Source organism: Actinoallomurus sp. CA-142502, assembly GCF_050936355.1.
Classification (GTDB): domain Bacteria; phylum Actinomycetota; class Actinomycetes; order Streptosporangiales; family Streptosporangiaceae; genus Actinoallomurus; species Actinoallomurus iriomotensis.
This window is the reverse complement of record NZ_JBNJMY010000001.1, coordinates 11,090,986-11,104,893: the sequence shown is the minus strand read 5'-3', so window position 1 is coordinate 11,104,893 and position 13,908 is coordinate 11,090,986. Positions and strand designations below refer to the sequence as shown.

Below are 13,908 nucleotides of genomic sequence, written 5' to 3'. Positions count from 1 at the left end.
GGCCAGGCTCAGCAGCAGGCTCAGCAGCTCGCGAACCTGCCGTCGATCCTGACCGCCCGCGCCGCGATCAAGGCCGGGCAGGGCTCGTCGTGGGTGGGGCTGCTCACCGCGACCGGCCTGACTCCGGATGTGCTCGCGCTCGCCGTCAACTCGATGCTCACCGACCTCGGCAAGACCGCGGCCGGGCGGGCGCTGGTGGCCGACATGCACGCGCACGGGTACGCCCGCGGCGGCGAGATCACCGGCCGGCCCGGCGTCGACGCGAACCTCATCCGCGCCACCCGCGGGGAGTTCATGGTCCGCGACGGCCCGGCCCGGCGGTACCGGCCCTTCCTGAACGCCATGAACGACGGCACGTTCGACCAGTTCATCCGCCACCTGGTCTCCGGCGCGTCCGGCGGCCGCGCAGCGCCGGCCCCGGCGCCGGTCGTGGCCGGGCCGACGATCCACAACACGTTCCCGACGCAGGAGATGGACAAGGCCGAGCTCGCCCACACCGTCAACCGCGAAATCGCCTGGCAGCTCGGCTGAAAGGAGGTGCCCGGTGTCGATCCCCGCTGTAGAGCCTCCGGTCGCACCGGGCACTCCCACCAGCCTGCGGCCGGGCACGAAAACCTCGAGGCTCACCGGCGTCATCGACGACACGGGGCCGGGTGGGTCGGGGATCGTCATCCCCCTCAACGCCGTCGACGACGCGTATGTGGACTGGAGGATGCAGGATCTCGACGGCTGGGACTCGGCCGACCTGCAGGAGCAGGCCGAGGCCAAGGTCGGCGAAGACGGCTCCTGGGACGCGCAGAACTTCTACGCGGGCCGGATCGTCACGATCGAGGGCTTGCTCACCGCCCCGACCTATGAGCTGCGGGAGGCGGCCGAGTACCAGCTCCGCCAGGCCGTTCCTCCCCGCCGGCTCATACGGCTCCGGATTGACGAGGTCGTCCCGAAGTACGTGATGGGCCGGCGCAGTGGCCGGCTCATGGTCAAGCCGCTGGACGAGGTGCACTCCAAGTTCTCCGTGGCGATCCTCGCGCCCGACTTCCGTAAGTACGGGCTGAATGCCGTGGCCGAGGACCTGGCCGTCGTCCAGCCCGCGCTCGGCCTCGCCCCGCCGTGGACGCCGCCGATCACACTGCCGCCCCGGTCCGGCGGCACCGACACCGTCACCGTCACCAACGTCGGCCAGATCGCCACGCAGCCGCTCGTGCGCCTCAACGGGCCCGGCGCCGGCCTCGCCATCACCAATGCGGCCACGGGCCTCACGCTGGCCTATGACCTCACACTCGGCGCGACTGACTATCTCCTCGTCGACTGCCATGCCGGCGTCGCCCTCCTCAACGGCGTCGCGCCCAGGTCGCCTGCGGTCGGCAGCGCGGTGACGAGCCGCTGGGTGATCGCTCCCGGCGACAACACCCTTCACCTGCGCGGTACAGCCACCGATCCGGCCATGCTCGCGACCGCATCAGTCCAATTCAGCCCCGCCTGGGAGTAGGAGACACGATGGCAAACTCTGTCGCGGCGCTCGCCCCGGCGTGGATGGACGGCGTCCAGGTCAACGCGGCGCAGATGCGCCGGGAGATCCTCGGCGGCCTGTACGACCGCGCGGGCATCGTCCGCGGGCTCACCGTCTCCGCGCTGCCCACGCCGGCGATGAAGCTCCGCCTGCCGGCCGGCCTCTGCGTCGTCGACGACGGGCAGAGCGGCTACTACCCGCTCGCGAACTCCACGCAGGTCGACCTCGACATCGCCCCATCGAGCGCGACGCAGCCGCGTATTGACAGCCTGATCGCGCAGGTCCTCGACAACGGCGACGCCACCTCGACCTACCTGTACCGGATCCTCACCGGCACGCCGGCCAGCGTGCCGTCGCCGCCCGCGCTGCCGCCGGCCGACGCGCCGGGCGCGTACACGCTGCGGGTCGCGAACGCGTACGTGCAGGCCGCCGCCGAGACCAACGGCTTCATCCGGGCGCAGGACGTCACGATCGTCGCCCCGTCGGCTATGCAGTCCCTGCGGCCCAGGAAGTCTGACTTCGTCTCTCCGCCCGGGTGGGGCAGCACGAGCACGTGGGTGGACTTCACCAGCGCGCAGTGGCCCCCCATCACCATGGCGGTTCCCGCCTCCGGCGCCATCAAGTTCACGATCAGCGGCGGGAACATGTCCAACACCAACACCGACGTCTCCAGCATCCGGATCTCCTACCGGGTGTCCGGCGCGAACACGATCAGCGTCGACCCGCTCGACTCCAAGGCAGTGCTCGCATGCGGTAACGCCTCCCACTCCGGCTCGCGGACGACCTACATCGACGGCCTCACCCCGGGCGGCGCGATCACCATCACGCCGATGTGGCGGATCTCCTCCGGCAGCTCAAGCACGGTCACGTTCTCCGCCGGGCAGCTCCTCGCCGAGCCGGTCGCCTGATGGCGGTCCTGGACGCCGCCCCGGTCTCCGAGCCAGGCGAGTGGCGGTACGCCCTGCACGACCTGGCCACCGGCGAGCAGATCGCCGAGCACGTACCTTTCGACGTTCAGCCGTTCGACCGCTCGCTACCCGAGGCAGGAACGCTGACGGCCACGCTGCCGGTCGACGACCCGCTCGTGCAGAAGATGGACCCTTGGGGGCGGGCGCAGCCGCGTCGTACGACGCTCGTGCCCTGCCGCGACGACCAGGCGATGGGCGAGTACCTCATCTGGAACCGACCCGACTACAAGGCCAGCGCCAAGGTCATGACCGTCTCCTGCATGGAGGTCCGGAGCTACTTCGACAAGCACCGGGTGCTCCGCCCGACGGACGGGTACGGCTCCCGCAAGACCCTCGAGTTCACGCAGACCGACGCGTTCGACGTCTTCAGGGCCTTGTTGAGCGACGCCCAAGCCGTGATGTTCGAGGACATGCCGGTCGGCGACATCGGCGTGATCGCCGACCCCACCGTCATGTCCGGGCAGCTCATCGACCGCCGCGACACCGAAGACGACGCCGGCGCGTACCACGGGTACACCTTCGACTACTACGGCAAGCTCTTCGACGACCTTGCCAGCTCGGTGGGGTTCGAGTGGCGCGTCGACTCGTTCTTCGACCAGGACAACCGGCTGCGGCGCCGCCTGGTCCTCGGCTACCCCCACGTCGGCCGGCCGTTCGACGCTGACTCCCTGACGCTGGAGTACCCCGGCACGATCGCCGACTACGTCTACCCCGAGGACGGCGAGAACAGCCCGAACTATCTCGCGGCGCTCGGCGCCGGCGAGGAAGAAGCGATGGTCTGGGCGGAGGCCGTCAACGCGGCCGAACTCCGGGGCGGCTACCCGCTCTTGGAGACCACCGCGAGCTACAAGAACGACTCAGTGCAGAGCATCGCCGCGCAGCACGCCGCCGCTGAGCTGGCGCGCACCCAAGGCGACATCACCGTCCCGAGCTTCAACCTGATCGGCGTGCCGAACGTCGCGCCGGGCGACTACGTCCGCGCCCGGATCAGCGACGAGGCGCGATTCCCCGGCTCGACGGTGACGCCGAAGGAAATCTCCGCGCGCGTCATCTCTCTCAGAATCACGCCCGGTCCGAAGGAACGAACGACGTTGGTGATCGAGGACCCCCGGGACACGGGAGCGGCCGCATGACGCAGAACATGCCCCGCGACGAACGCACGCTGGCTCGCGAACTCGCCGACATCAAACGGCGGCTCCGCGCTCTGGAGACCGCACCGCGCGCCGCCAAGACCAGCTTCTCCAGCGGGCAACTGGTCGTCGGCGATCCCGCGTCGCCGTCGCGGATCGAGATCAGCGCCGGCGAGTCGCACATCAGGTTCAACAACGCGGAAGGCCCACCCACGACCCTCGCCGCGCACGGGACGGGCGGTGCAATCCTCGACAGCACCAGCGACGCCGGCACCATCTTCCCGTTCGGGACGCGCGCGCTGATCTGGGACGGCCCATATTTCACGAACCTCCAGGTCAGCCGAGTCGACGGCGATAGCGCCACCGTTCAGGCCGAGGTCTACGCCGATGTCCAAGACTCCGGCGGCGGAAACTCCCGTGCCACCGTCAGCCTGTCCGCGCGGGGCGTCGGCGACTCCAACGGCAGCATCGTCGACATCTCTGCCGACGGCGGGCTGCTCCTCTACACCAACTCGCGCACGACCGACCCGCCCGCCCCGCCGGCTGATTGCGTCGTGCTCTACGTCAAGGGCAACCGGCTCTACTACCGCGACGCCACCGGCACCGTACACGGTCCGCTCTGAGGAGGAGGAACAGGTGACCACGACCGTCCGGCAGGGCGCCACCGCCACGCTGCTCAACCAGATCTTCGAGTACCCAGGCGGCCCGCCGGCGGACCTCGACGACGTCACCATCGCGATCGCCTCGGCCGACGGCACCACGACGGTGCTGGGCGCGACGTCCAGCGGGATCGTCCACCCCGACACCGGCGTGTGGACCTACGACTGGGATGTCCCCGTCGACCAGACGCCGGGCGGCTACCTCGTCACCTGGTCCGGCACCTCCGGCGGCACGCCGGTCGTCACCACCGAACTCGTCATCGTGGCCGCGATCCCGAACTACGACGCCCAGCTCGCCTCCGCGCGCCGCTACGACCGTGTCCCGTACCAGGCCGCCGATGCCCAGGGACGTCCGATCCCGGGCGCGCACGGCACCCTGTGGGACGGCGTACTCGGCGGGAACGGAGCCAACCAGGTCATCAACATCACCACCCTGGACGGCACACCGATCCCCGGAGGCGTCCTCGTCGCCGACGCCCGCGGCTACTACCCGGGCTTCCTCGACCTGAACAAGACGCCGAACCTGTACATCATCGGCAGCGACACCGGAGTGATCGAGGGCGTCGACCCGGTACTGATCGAGCCCAGCGACACCGACGACCGGGTCATCGCCATCGAGGGCTACATCACTGGACCGGGTGGGATGTCCGACCGCCTGGACGTCATCGAGTCCAGCCGCGGTCAGGCACTCGGCCTCGCCACCCTCGGCTCCGACGGCCGAGTCCTGCCCTCCCAACTGCCCGCGCAGATCGCGGGCGCGAACGGCTACGCCGTCACCGACTACGGTGCCCTCGGCGACGGCGTCAACGACGACAGCAACGCCATCCAGGCCGTCCTCGACCTGGTCGCCTCCACCGCGCCGGGCGGCCGCGTCATCGTCCCGCCCGGCACGTACCTTCTCGAGGAGGAGCTGGAGATCAAGTCGTCGGTCCACCTCGACCTGATGCCCGGCGCGACGCTCAAGCGCGGGGCGGCGTCGATGCAGTACATGATCAAGAACTTCGCCAGCGACTACGCGCCCACGGCGTACGGCGGCCGCAGCGGCATCCGGATCTCCGGCGGGGTCTGGGACGCGGCCGGCGACGTGCTCACAGGCAGCGTGACGGCGATCATCTTTGCGCACGCGAAGGGCATCCGGGTCGATGGCGTTACGGTCCGGAACGTGCGCGATTGGCACGGCGTGGAGATCAACTCCAGCCAGGACGCGATCGTCCGGGACTGCGTGTTCGAGGGGTTCAACCCCGTCGCCAGCAACCGGCAGATCTCCGAGGCCGTCCAGATCGACCTGGCACTCAACTCCGGTGTGCTGCCGGGGATCGGCTCCGGCGCCTACGACAGCACCCCGTGCGACGGGGTGCTGGTCACCGGCTGCACCGCGCGGGCGTATGGGTCGCTCGGCTCGTACGGTCGGCTCGTCGGCAGCCACTCCTACGCCGACACGGTCTTCCACAAGAAGATCCGCGTCATCGGCAACCACGGCCAAGCTCTCAACGACTACCTGGTCAGGGCTTACAACTGGCTCGACGTCGTCGTCCAGGGCAACACGTGCGTCGACAGCAACGGCGGCGTCCGCTTCGAGGTCCCGTCCGGCGCGACGGTCGGCGGCGAGTCCATCAACGTAGTCGGCAACACCTTCCGCAACATGGGCGTGCAGAACAACGGCGCGGCCATCGTGTCTGGCGTGATCAGCGTCCTCGGCCTCACCACCCCCTCCAGTGTCCCGGCCCGCGAGGCGACGATCGCGGCGAACATCATCAAGACCTGGGCCACGGCCGCCGCCGTCGAGGTCGTGAACACCGCCGACGCCGTCATCGACGGCAACACGGTCAAGACCGGATCCGCGACGGGATGCAAGGCCATCGACCTCGTCTCCAGCGCCAACGCGGTCGTGTCCGACAACAAGCTCGACACCGCGGCGTACGGGATCCACGTCCGCGAGGCCAACTCCGTCAGCGGGGCCGGCGGCGTCGTGCAGGGCAACAACCTGGTGAGCTGCTCGACCACCGGTGCGCAGATCGACTCCGCGGCGACGTCTCTGGTCGCTAACCGCTTCCGGAACTGCGGGAACGTATCCAAAGCATCCGCAGAGATCAACGCCAGCCAGTGCCTGTTCAACAGCAACTACGTCTGGAAAGGCAATGGCGGCACCGGCCTGATCGCCCTGGTCATCACGGCAAGCAGCACGGATGCGTTCGCCGCAGCGAACTACTTCCGCGGCTGGGGGACAACGCAGGTTGCGAACGTCACCGACAACGGCACCACGTCGACGGTCAGTAGCACTGAGAAGTTCATCGCTACCGCCTGACTCCGCCCGCCTGACCGACAACAACCAGGGGGTCTGAGTGAGCGATGAGCCCAGCAACGGCGAACTCAAGCGGCTCCTCGAACGCGACCACGCCGAGACCTCATCCGCGATCGCGAAGCTGGAGACCCAGCTCGGCGTAGCACTCCAGCAACTGTCCATGCAGTTCAAGGACTACGTGCTGAAAGAGGTCTGGCAGACCGAGCGTGATGCCCTCCGGGAGCAACTCGGCGAGGTCAAAGAGGAGGTCACGACCGCGCGCCGGCGCGCGGCGAACGCGGTCTGGGCGGCGGCCGGCACGCTCGTGACCAGCCTCATTCTCATCGCCTTCAAAGGAGGCCATTGATGCAGGCCAAACACGCCGCCGAGCGTGTGAGCTACGCGGCGGGCGCGGCCGGTGTCGTGCTGCTCGCGAGCTTCCTCAGCTCGACAGCGGCCGGATGGCGGCAGGGCCGCGAGGCGGCCCAGGCACGACCGACCGCAACAGCCACCGTGACCGCCCGGCCGCCGGCCGCCGACCGCCGGTCTCCGAGCCCGCGCCCATCGGACGCCGAACCGAGCGCTGGCCGCACGCTCCTCGCGGCGAGCGAGCGGGCAGGGCACTCCGGAGCGGCGGGCGCGAAGAGCGGCTCGGGCGGGAGCTCCGGCGCCAGCTCGAGCGGTGGCGGCCAGACAGCTCGCCCGTCACCGACAGCTGAGCCCACGTCCGGCGGCTCGCCCGCGGGCGGCCTGAACCTGTCCGCGCGGCTGCCGCTGGGGGTCCTGCCGGACGTCGGCGTGGACGTGACCGTAGGAGGTCGGAAGTGACCAACTGGACCGAGCAGGAGATCGAGGCGCACGCCAACGAGCTGCCGTCCTACGTGCCGCCGCTCCCGGGCATCTCGGAGATCTCCCAAGATCCGCGCCTGTTCGACGAGCAGCCTGCCGCTGGCCGGTACGGCGCGAAGGCGAAGGCGGCGATCGTGTCGGGCACCGCCGCGGCGATGGTCGCCGCGATGGTGGCGTTCTTGGGGATGGGCGAGCGTCCGGCCAACCACAACGCAGTCACCGTCGAGTACAACGCCAAGATCGCGCGTATCGGCGACGGGCCGTGGTGCGACATGGGCGTCAGCGTCGCGGCGATCCACTCCGGCAACATCGACGCCGTCTGCGGCGGCCTCGGCCGCGGGTTCGCCTTCACCCCGGCACACGCCGCCGACTTCAAGCACCGCGGCCTGTGGGACTACGGCGCCGACGACCTTCAGCCGGGCGACGTCGTCTTCTTCTCCTGGTCGCGCGGCAAGAGCATCGACGACATTGAACACGTCGGCATCGTTGAGCACGTCTACGCGGACGGCAGCTTCACCACGATCGAGTGCAACATCGGCGACAAGTGCCGCCGTGAGCACCGCGACGCGACGTACGTCGTGGGCCGCGGCCGCCCGCCGTACGCGGGCGCCGACGACGTGGCCATGGTGGTGAGCCTCGGTGTCGGCTGAGGGGATCGACTACGCCTGGGGCCGCCCCTCGCTCGCCGCACTCCTCGCGGCCGGCAAGACGTTCGTCTGCCGGTACCTGTCCCACAGCCCGTCCAAGAACCTCACGGCGGCCGAGGCCCGCGGGCTGTCCGAGGCCGGCGTCTGGATCGTTGCGGTCTGGGAGACCACCGCCAAGCGCGCACTGGACGGCAAGGCGGCCGGTACCACGGACGCCCGAGACGCGCTGTCCCAGGCACAAGTGTGCGGGATGCCCGACGGCCGCCCGATCTACTTCGCGGTCGACTGGGACGCCACGGTGAGCCAGCAGTCCGCGATCAACGCCTACCTCGACGGTGCCGCGTCCGTGCTCGGCCGGGACCGGGTCGGGATCTACGGCGGGTACGGGCCCGTCTCCCGGGCGCTCGCCGTCGGCAAGGCCCGCTGGGCGTGGCAGACCTACGCCTGGTCCGGCGGCCGTTGGGCGGCCGGGGTGCACCTGCAGCAGTACAGCAACGGCCACACGCTCGGCGGCGTCGGCTGTGACTACAACCGAGCAATGACCAGCGATTACGGACAGTGGCGCGTCGGCGTCAGCCCAGAAGGAGAGGACGACATGGCACAGGTGAGCTCCCTCGGCGTCGACGGCGCCCAGGTCATCAAGGCTGGCAAGACCGCCGACGCGAAGTGGACGGAGGAGTACACCGACAAGCACGGCCTGCACGGCGACGGCGGCACCTCCGTGGCCATCGCCAAGGAGAGCCTGTGGGCGGTCCTGGACGCCGAGTTCACGTTCGCGGGCCTCGCCCAGGGCGACGCGGTCGAGGTCGCGTGGGTGCGGGTCAAGGACGACGGGACGTTCATCGACAACGGATGGGGCCCCTTCACCTACATCGCCGACGCCCAGGGCGTCGTGCACGGGGAGATCGGCGGCCAGTTCGGCCTGAACGACTCGAACCGGCTGCGGCTGCGGATCCACAACACCAGCGAGAAGGACCTCACGGTCGTCGCCGCCGGAGCCGACGGCAAGCCGGTCACGATGGCCAAGGCCAGCCTCTTCCGGTACTGAGCTACGCGAAGGCCGCTGGGTCCCCGCCTGACCTTCACCTCTTCGCCCAACCTCTTCAACTCTCGGCCCCGCCATCGTGCGGGGCTTCGTCATGCCAGGAGGCATGAGTGGTCCACGTCCAGCGATTCCCTTACCACCCGCTGCTCGGCCGGCACATGCTCCTCGACGACCGGTCGCTGCCGTACGCGATCGAGCGGCAGGAGACCCCGCCGACCATCAAGCCGGTCGACCACCCGATCTCGATCCCGATCCTCGACCAGTCCAACCTGCTCGCCCAGGGCATCCACGTCTCCCAGCTCGTGCCCGGCGCGACCGACGTCGATGGGCTCGGCTCGTGCACCTGCAACGCGGGCACCTACTCCCTCTCGACCTCCCCGGCGCTGTCCGAGCGCGTACGTGCGGCAGGCGAGGTCCTGGACGAGCGGTTCGCGATCCGGTTGTACCCCAAGGTCACGCGCGCGGACGAGTACCCCGACGTGGCGTTTCCACCGACCGACTGCGGCAGCAGCGGCCTCGGTGTCTGCAAGGTTCTCAAGGCCCGCGGCCTGATCGGCTCCTACACCTGGGCGACCACGCTGGAAGGCGTCGCGGCGCTCCTCCAACGCGGCAGCATCATGTTCGGCGCGCCCTGGTACGAAGCGTGGTTCGAGCCGGGCCCGGACGGATTCGTCGACGAAGGCGGTTGGGAGTCCTCCGAGGTCGCCGGCGGCCACGAGTTCTGTGTGGTCGCGCTGGAGACCTGGGACGAGCGGGCGCCGGAGAACTCGGTGATTCGCTTCCCGAACTCGTGGAACCGCTCGTGGGGCGACAACGGCTACGGCCGGATGCGCCTGGCCACGTACGCGCGGCTCCGTGCGCAGATCGATGTGAAGCAGATCCGCGTCTGACCTGCGCGATTGCGTGGGGACTTGTAGTTTTCCGACCTCGCCTGAGGAGGCTACCCATGCTCGACTCGATCACCCGTACCGTCGTGCCGCTCATCGTCGGGCACCTGCTCGCCTGGGCTGCGATGATCGGCCTCAACCTGCCCGGCGGTGCGGTCACCGAGATCGTCGCCGTCATTCTCACGACCGCTTACTACGCCCTCGCCCGCTGGGTCGAACAGCGCTGGCCGGGCCTCGGCCGGGTGCTGCTGTCCGCCGGCCTGGCGCGTCGGCAAGCGCCGCTCTACCTGCCGCCCGGTGCGACGATCGTCATCCAGGGCCGCGTCGAGGAGACGACCGGGGAGCACTGGCCGAGGCCCGGCGAGCGGTAGGCTGGCCGCAGACTTTGATCACCCGGATCGAGAGCGCCTTCGGCGCTGGAGCCTTCGGGCTCCTGGGAGCACTCACCAGAGAGCCGCCGTCCTCCTCGGGAGGGCGGCGGCTTTCGGCATGCGGAGACCCTGGGCTTCTGAGGGCACCCGGCGATGTTCGAGGTTCGGCCCGGAGCCGCGACAGCGTTCCGGCTCGCGCCGTCACTCCGTCCCTGTAGCTTGTAGCGCTGTCACGTTGTCTGAGGATGTCGATACCCGGCGTACTTCCTCGGGCATGAGCCAGTGCGTGCTGGCCAGGAGAAGCCACTCACGCGGCGTCCCGGAGACCTTGGATGTAGCGCATCCGCCGACAGTCGTCAGGAAGTATGCCGCTTCTGTCTTTTGCTCAGCTGATAGCTTCTCCCACTCTTCGGACCACCTATCCGGGTCGGTCGTTTTACTGCCATTGTCGACGACCGTGTTGATCATGCGGAGTGCTGTCTTCACGCCGACGAACTCGTCCCAGGCGTCGGCTTCCTCACCAGTGAGTGTCAGTGTCCGCTCGGGTGCGTCGGCCTCGTCTGCCTCGGCGGCGGCTTCGCAGCACGACGCCTCGTTTTTCTTCGCCATGTCGCGTGACCGTAGGACGGCTGACGCTGGTGCGGCGTCGAGACGCGCTGGGGCTTGGCGCAAGGATGGGTCACCGCGACCAGTCCTTGGCGCTCGGATTCGCGCGTACTCGCCGGGCGAGTAGCCGTGCTGCGCTTCAGCCGAGCGGCACGGGTCGGAAGCTCGTTCGGTTCGCCGCGTAGATGAACGGCCCGTCCTCGTCCAGACGTGCTTCGATGTTCCGCCACTGGCACATGAGGATCTCCAGCTGGGCGAAGGTGCTGATCGCATCCACCCCACCAAACGCGATCATCCGGGCCCCGTGCTCGCGAACGGCCTGGATCTCCCGTCTTCGGATCTGGATCTTGCTGTCGCGGGTGATGATCAACCACCCACGATGGGTCACCTCGGGGATCCACACCTCGTCGGGGGTCTTCGGTGTCGTAATCGGACACGCAGGGCGTTTTCGTTTGTGTACAGGCCCACCCGGGTCTCCGGGGTAGGTCACATCAGGGCGCAGCCGGACCAGGACATGAGCGAGACCCAATACGTCAGCGTCGACGTAGAACCTGATCCTGGCCGCTTTGACGCGGCTCACGCCGCCCGCACGGAGTTCTCATACGACAACGCCCAGCGCACCTGGGGCACGGTGAGGTCGTATGTGTCCGCGACTGTGGAGACGTTCTCGCCGGCTTCGATCTGTTCCCAGATCGCTTCAGTGCTGATCCCCTCGATGTTCGGCCGGCCGAACCGTATATCGGGATTGACGCGGACGGGGGATCTGGGGTTGTCGTCGGGTCGCCACTGCGCGGCCACGTTGTCGACCCACTCCACACGGTCGACGAATGTCTCCGCGGGCGGGGTGAGCATGAGCTGGTCGTCGATGAAGGAGACGAGGCAGTACTCCGGGTTCAACCCGGCCGACACCTGCGCTTGATAGACGAGGCGGCGGCCGGAGACGAAGGGGCGGCGGTCCGCGAGGGGATAAGGAACACCGAAGGTGTCCCGAAGCTCGTCGACGAACTTCCGCAACTCCAGCATGGGCACCTTGCGGTTCCTGTATTCGCGCAGGAAGCCCGCCTCTACGAACTCAGCCCACGTCACTGTCCTGACCCCTCTCGGGGCCTCGCGGATGATGGGCCGGTAGGTCTTGCCCCTGCTCTGGCCGCCTTCGAGCCAGTAGTGCAGCGTGGATTGGTGGACGCCGAGAAGGCGAGCGGCCTCTGCCTCGGAGTACATCTCGCGGTCCAGCACGCTCGTCACGGTTTCCCCCTTCCGCTTGCTGTCACTCTTCAGCCTCCTTCCCCAGGATGGCAGGCGATGCCCGTAGAGTCACCGCCACCTTGCCCGGTGTTTCACCAGACCATCGACCAGATCGCCTGACCGTTTCCACCGATGGCCGTACACGGCCACCCGAGCGAGTGATCGACGGGACGCCCACTGGCGATCAGTCGAACGTCTGTTCTAGCCTGCGGTCATGGGGGAACACGAGCAGGACCAGCGGGTCATCAGCACCCTGCTCACCATCGCCACCCGCACCTGGACGGCGCCGACCGGCCAACACCGTGCGGGCGTGCTGGCGCGCCTCCGCGAAATCGCCGGCGACCGTACGGACCTCTTGGCGCAGGCGGCCGGGATCATGCTGGGCCTGCGCCCAGCCGACGAGGCCGACCCGAACTACACCCGATACGACGGCGGCGCCGAGCTCCTTCTCGAAGTCGCCGACGTGGACCGCGACGACAAGCGCGTGCAGGAGTGGGTGCCGGTCGGCGTCGAGCGGCGGAACCGATGGCGCCGGCCGGAGGCTCCCCGGGGCTGGTAGCCCGTCTCTCGCCATCTCGCGAGACTCCGCGCGGTACGGTGTGCTCAGGTTGATCGGGGCAACGTCGACATGTCCCCGATCGTCCGACGTGCCGAATTACGAAGGCCCTCGCGCCGTCCGGGCATTGGTCAACGCGAGGGCCAGTAACTGGCCCTGGTCTCCGCTCCCTTCAGGAGCGGCGGCCGGGGCCGTTCCCGTATCTCATGACCAGCGACTCCACGAGCAGCCTCACCAGCTGAAGTCGGAGCCGCCAGGCACCGTACGGTCTTGATCGCCGGTGCTTCCCGGCCATCAGCACCACCTTCCGCAGCCGCCCGTACGGGGCGGCCGGTCAGGACGGACCGACCCATGTAGGGCCAGCCGGCCGACCATCCACTCCGGTCGGCCGGATCCGTGCCGACCGAGGGAATGAAGCGGTGATGCGGGGACGACCGTACCGAAGAACCAGGCGAAACCACCGGTCGCCAACACTTCTTCGCAAACGAAGTGTTGGCGACCCGGACAAATCACCCACGAGGCCGCCGCGCATACTGGTGGCCGTGAGCTTCACCTTCTCGCTCGAACTCGTCCAGCTCCAGGTCGACTGGTTCGTCGCTGACCAGGCCCGCACGGCGGCCGCCAAGAGCGGCGACGACGCGGCGTTCAAGGCCGCCGGCCAGCGGTTGCAAGACCTGACCCACAAGCTCGTCAAGGAAACACGGAAGCACGAGACGCCCTACCAAGCGCGGATGGCGCTTCGTGAAGCCGCCCGAAAAGCCATGGCTGGCGCGCAGGCGTTGGAAGCCGACAGCTCGGGCGGATAACCGGGGTAGCTCGATGACCTCGACGAGGGACTCGACATCGACATGGCGGAGCGCGGCGGACACCGTCCTGTAGTAACCGGGGCCGATGCCGGCGTACGCGGCGCCGGGGCCGAGGAGGATGCCTCTCCACGAGACGCGGATCCAGGTCTGCGGGCCATGGCCACGGTTCAGGACGATCACCTCGAGGCGTCGTCCGTACCCGTCGACCATGAGCATGGGGACAGGCTATCTACCTGCGGCGATGTGGATGACTCCGAACCGGGCGGGTTGGTTCACATGCGGTCCGTGTCTGGTCATCCGCCGCCGCTACCGGTTGGTCACCGGTAGAACCGCAGGATCACCCCGCGT

At 68.8% G+C, this 13,908-nt stretch carries 17 protein-coding genes; 14 read left to right on the top strand and 3 right to left on the bottom strand.

Features of this window, described 5'->3' with window-relative positions; translation table 11 throughout:
- The 12 genes from ACQEV1_RS52385 to ACQEV1_RS52330 form a co-directional block, all read left to right on the top strand.
- Nucleotides 1-531 (top strand): hypothetical protein (locus ACQEV1_RS52385; RefSeq protein WP_433405819.1); only part of this gene is annotated, 531 nt, incomplete at its 5' end.
- A gap of 13 nt (nt 532-544) precedes the next feature.
- Nucleotides 545-1,489 carry a hypothetical protein gene (locus ACQEV1_RS52380; protein WP_433405817.1) on the top strand — a complete coding sequence of 315 codons (945 nt, stop codon included), beginning with the start codon at nt 545-547 and terminating at the stop codon, nt 1,487-1,489.
- Between the two features lie 8 nt (nt 1,490-1,497).
- A complete protein-coding gene (locus tag ACQEV1_RS52375) occupies nt 1,498-2,418 on the top strand; it encodes a hypothetical protein (protein WP_433405815.1) in 921 nt (306 codons plus the stop codon).
- Complete coding sequence (locus ACQEV1_RS52370) at nt 2,418-3,611, top strand: hypothetical protein (protein ID WP_433405813.1); 1,194 nt, start codon at nt 2,418-2,420, stop codon at nt 3,609-3,611. The genes ACQEV1_RS52375 and ACQEV1_RS52370 overlap by 1 nt, the downstream gene beginning before the upstream one ends.
- On the top strand, nt 3,608-4,231 hold the full coding sequence (locus ACQEV1_RS52365; RefSeq protein ID WP_433405811.1) for a hypothetical protein: 624 nt from the start codon (nt 3,608-3,610) through the stop codon (nt 4,229-4,231). The genes ACQEV1_RS52370 and ACQEV1_RS52365 overlap by 4 nt, the downstream gene beginning before the upstream one ends.
- Before the next feature lie 13 nt (nt 4,232-4,244).
- The gene (locus tag ACQEV1_RS52360) at nt 4,245-6,572 is read left to right on the top strand and encodes a glycosyl hydrolase family 28-related protein (RefSeq protein WP_433405809.1); all 2,328 of its coding nucleotides are present in this window, start codon (nt 4,245-4,247) and stop codon (nt 6,570-6,572) included.
- Between the two features lie 37 nt (nt 6,573-6,609).
- Entirely contained in the window at nt 6,610-6,915 is a 306-nt protein-coding gene (locus tag ACQEV1_RS52355; protein ID WP_433405807.1) for a hypothetical protein, read from the top strand.
- Nucleotides 6,915-7,376, top strand: coding sequence for a hypothetical protein (locus tag ACQEV1_RS52350; protein ID WP_433405805.1), 462 nt, complete (start codon nt 6,915-6,917; stop codon nt 7,374-7,376). The genes ACQEV1_RS52355 and ACQEV1_RS52350 overlap by 1 nt, the downstream gene beginning before the upstream one ends.
- A complete protein-coding gene (locus ACQEV1_RS52345; RefSeq protein WP_433405803.1) occupies nt 7,373-8,047 on the top strand; it encodes a CHAP domain-containing protein in 675 nt (224 codons plus the stop codon). Before ACQEV1_RS52350 ends, ACQEV1_RS52345 begins: the two co-directional genes overlap by 4 nt.
- A complete protein-coding gene (locus tag ACQEV1_RS52340; RefSeq protein WP_433405801.1) occupies nt 8,037-9,092 on the top strand; it encodes a DUF1906 domain-containing protein in 1,056 nt (351 codons plus the stop codon). Before ACQEV1_RS52345 ends, ACQEV1_RS52340 begins: the two co-directional genes overlap by 11 nt.
- Nucleotides 9,093-9,199: 107 nt before the next feature.
- Entirely contained in the window at nt 9,200-9,979 is a 780-nt protein-coding gene (locus ACQEV1_RS52335; RefSeq protein WP_433405799.1) for a hypothetical protein, read from the top strand.
- A gap of 56 nt (nt 9,980-10,035) precedes the next feature.
- On the top strand, nt 10,036-10,347 hold the full coding sequence (locus tag ACQEV1_RS52330) for a hypothetical protein (protein WP_433405797.1): 312 nt from the start codon (nt 10,036-10,038) through the stop codon (nt 10,345-10,347).
- 201 nt (nt 10,348-10,548) lie between these two features.
- Here the strand turns inward: ACQEV1_RS52330 and ACQEV1_RS52325 are convergent, their stop codons facing one another.
- The 3 genes from ACQEV1_RS52325 to ACQEV1_RS52315 all read right to left on the bottom strand — a co-directional run bounded on the left by ACQEV1_RS52325 (nt 10,549) and on the right by ACQEV1_RS52315 (nt 12,198).
- Nucleotides 10,549-10,956, bottom strand: a complete 408-nt coding sequence (locus tag ACQEV1_RS52325) for a hypothetical protein (RefSeq protein ID WP_433405795.1) — start codon at nt 10,954-10,956, stop codon at nt 10,549-10,551.
- A 136-nt stretch (nt 10,957-11,092) separates the two neighbouring features.
- A complete protein-coding gene (locus ACQEV1_RS52320; RefSeq protein ID WP_433406171.1) occupies nt 11,093-11,443 on the bottom strand; it encodes a hypothetical protein in 351 nt (116 codons plus the stop codon).
- An 86-nt stretch (nt 11,444-11,529) separates the two neighbouring features.
- A complete protein-coding gene (locus ACQEV1_RS52315; RefSeq protein WP_433405793.1) occupies nt 11,530-12,198 on the bottom strand; it encodes a DUF433 domain-containing protein in 669 nt (222 codons plus the stop codon).
- A 214-nt stretch (nt 12,199-12,412) separates the two neighbouring features.
- Between ACQEV1_RS52315 and ACQEV1_RS52310 the strand changes: the two genes are divergently transcribed.
- Together ACQEV1_RS52310 and ACQEV1_RS52305 are read left to right on the top strand one after the other, a co-directional pair.
- Nucleotides 12,413-12,757, top strand: coding sequence for a hypothetical protein (locus ACQEV1_RS52310; protein WP_433405791.1), 345 nt, complete (start codon nt 12,413-12,415; stop codon nt 12,755-12,757).
- A 539-nt stretch (nt 12,758-13,296) separates the two neighbouring features.
- Nucleotides 13,297-13,560 (top strand): hypothetical protein, encoded by a 264-nt coding sequence (locus tag ACQEV1_RS52305; protein ID WP_433405789.1) that lies wholly within the window; start codon nt 13,297-13,299, stop codon nt 13,558-13,560.
- The last annotated feature ends 348 nt before the right edge of the window (nt 13,561-13,908 follow it).

Excerpts from the sequence above, each read along its gene's own strand:
- ACQEV1_RS52375 (WP_433405815.1), top strand. The coding sequence starts at position 1,498 with ATGGCAAACTCTGTCGCGGCGCTCGCCCCGGCGTGGATGGACGGCGTC.
- ACQEV1_RS52370 (WP_433405813.1), top strand. The coding sequence starts at position 2,418 with ATGGCGGTCCTGGACGCCGCCCCGGTCTCCGAGCCAGGCGAGTGGCGG.
- ACQEV1_RS52365 (WP_433405811.1), top strand. The coding sequence starts at position 3,608 with ATGACGCAGAACATGCCCCGCGACGAACGCACGCTGGCTCGCGAACTC.
- ACQEV1_RS52350 (WP_433405805.1), top strand. The coding sequence starts at position 6,915 with ATGCAGGCCAAACACGCCGCCGAGCGTGTGAGCTACGCGGCGGGCGCG.
- ACQEV1_RS52330 (WP_433405797.1), top strand. The coding sequence starts at position 10,036 with ATGCTCGACTCGATCACCCGTACCGTCGTGCCGCTCATCGTCGGGCAC.
- ACQEV1_RS52325 (WP_433405795.1), bottom strand. The coding sequence starts at position 10,956 with ATGGCGAAGAAAAACGAGGCGTCGTGCTGCGAAGCCGCCGCCGAGGCA.
- ACQEV1_RS52310 (WP_433405791.1), top strand. The coding sequence starts at position 12,413 with ATGGGGGAACACGAGCAGGACCAGCGGGTCATCAGCACCCTGCTCACC.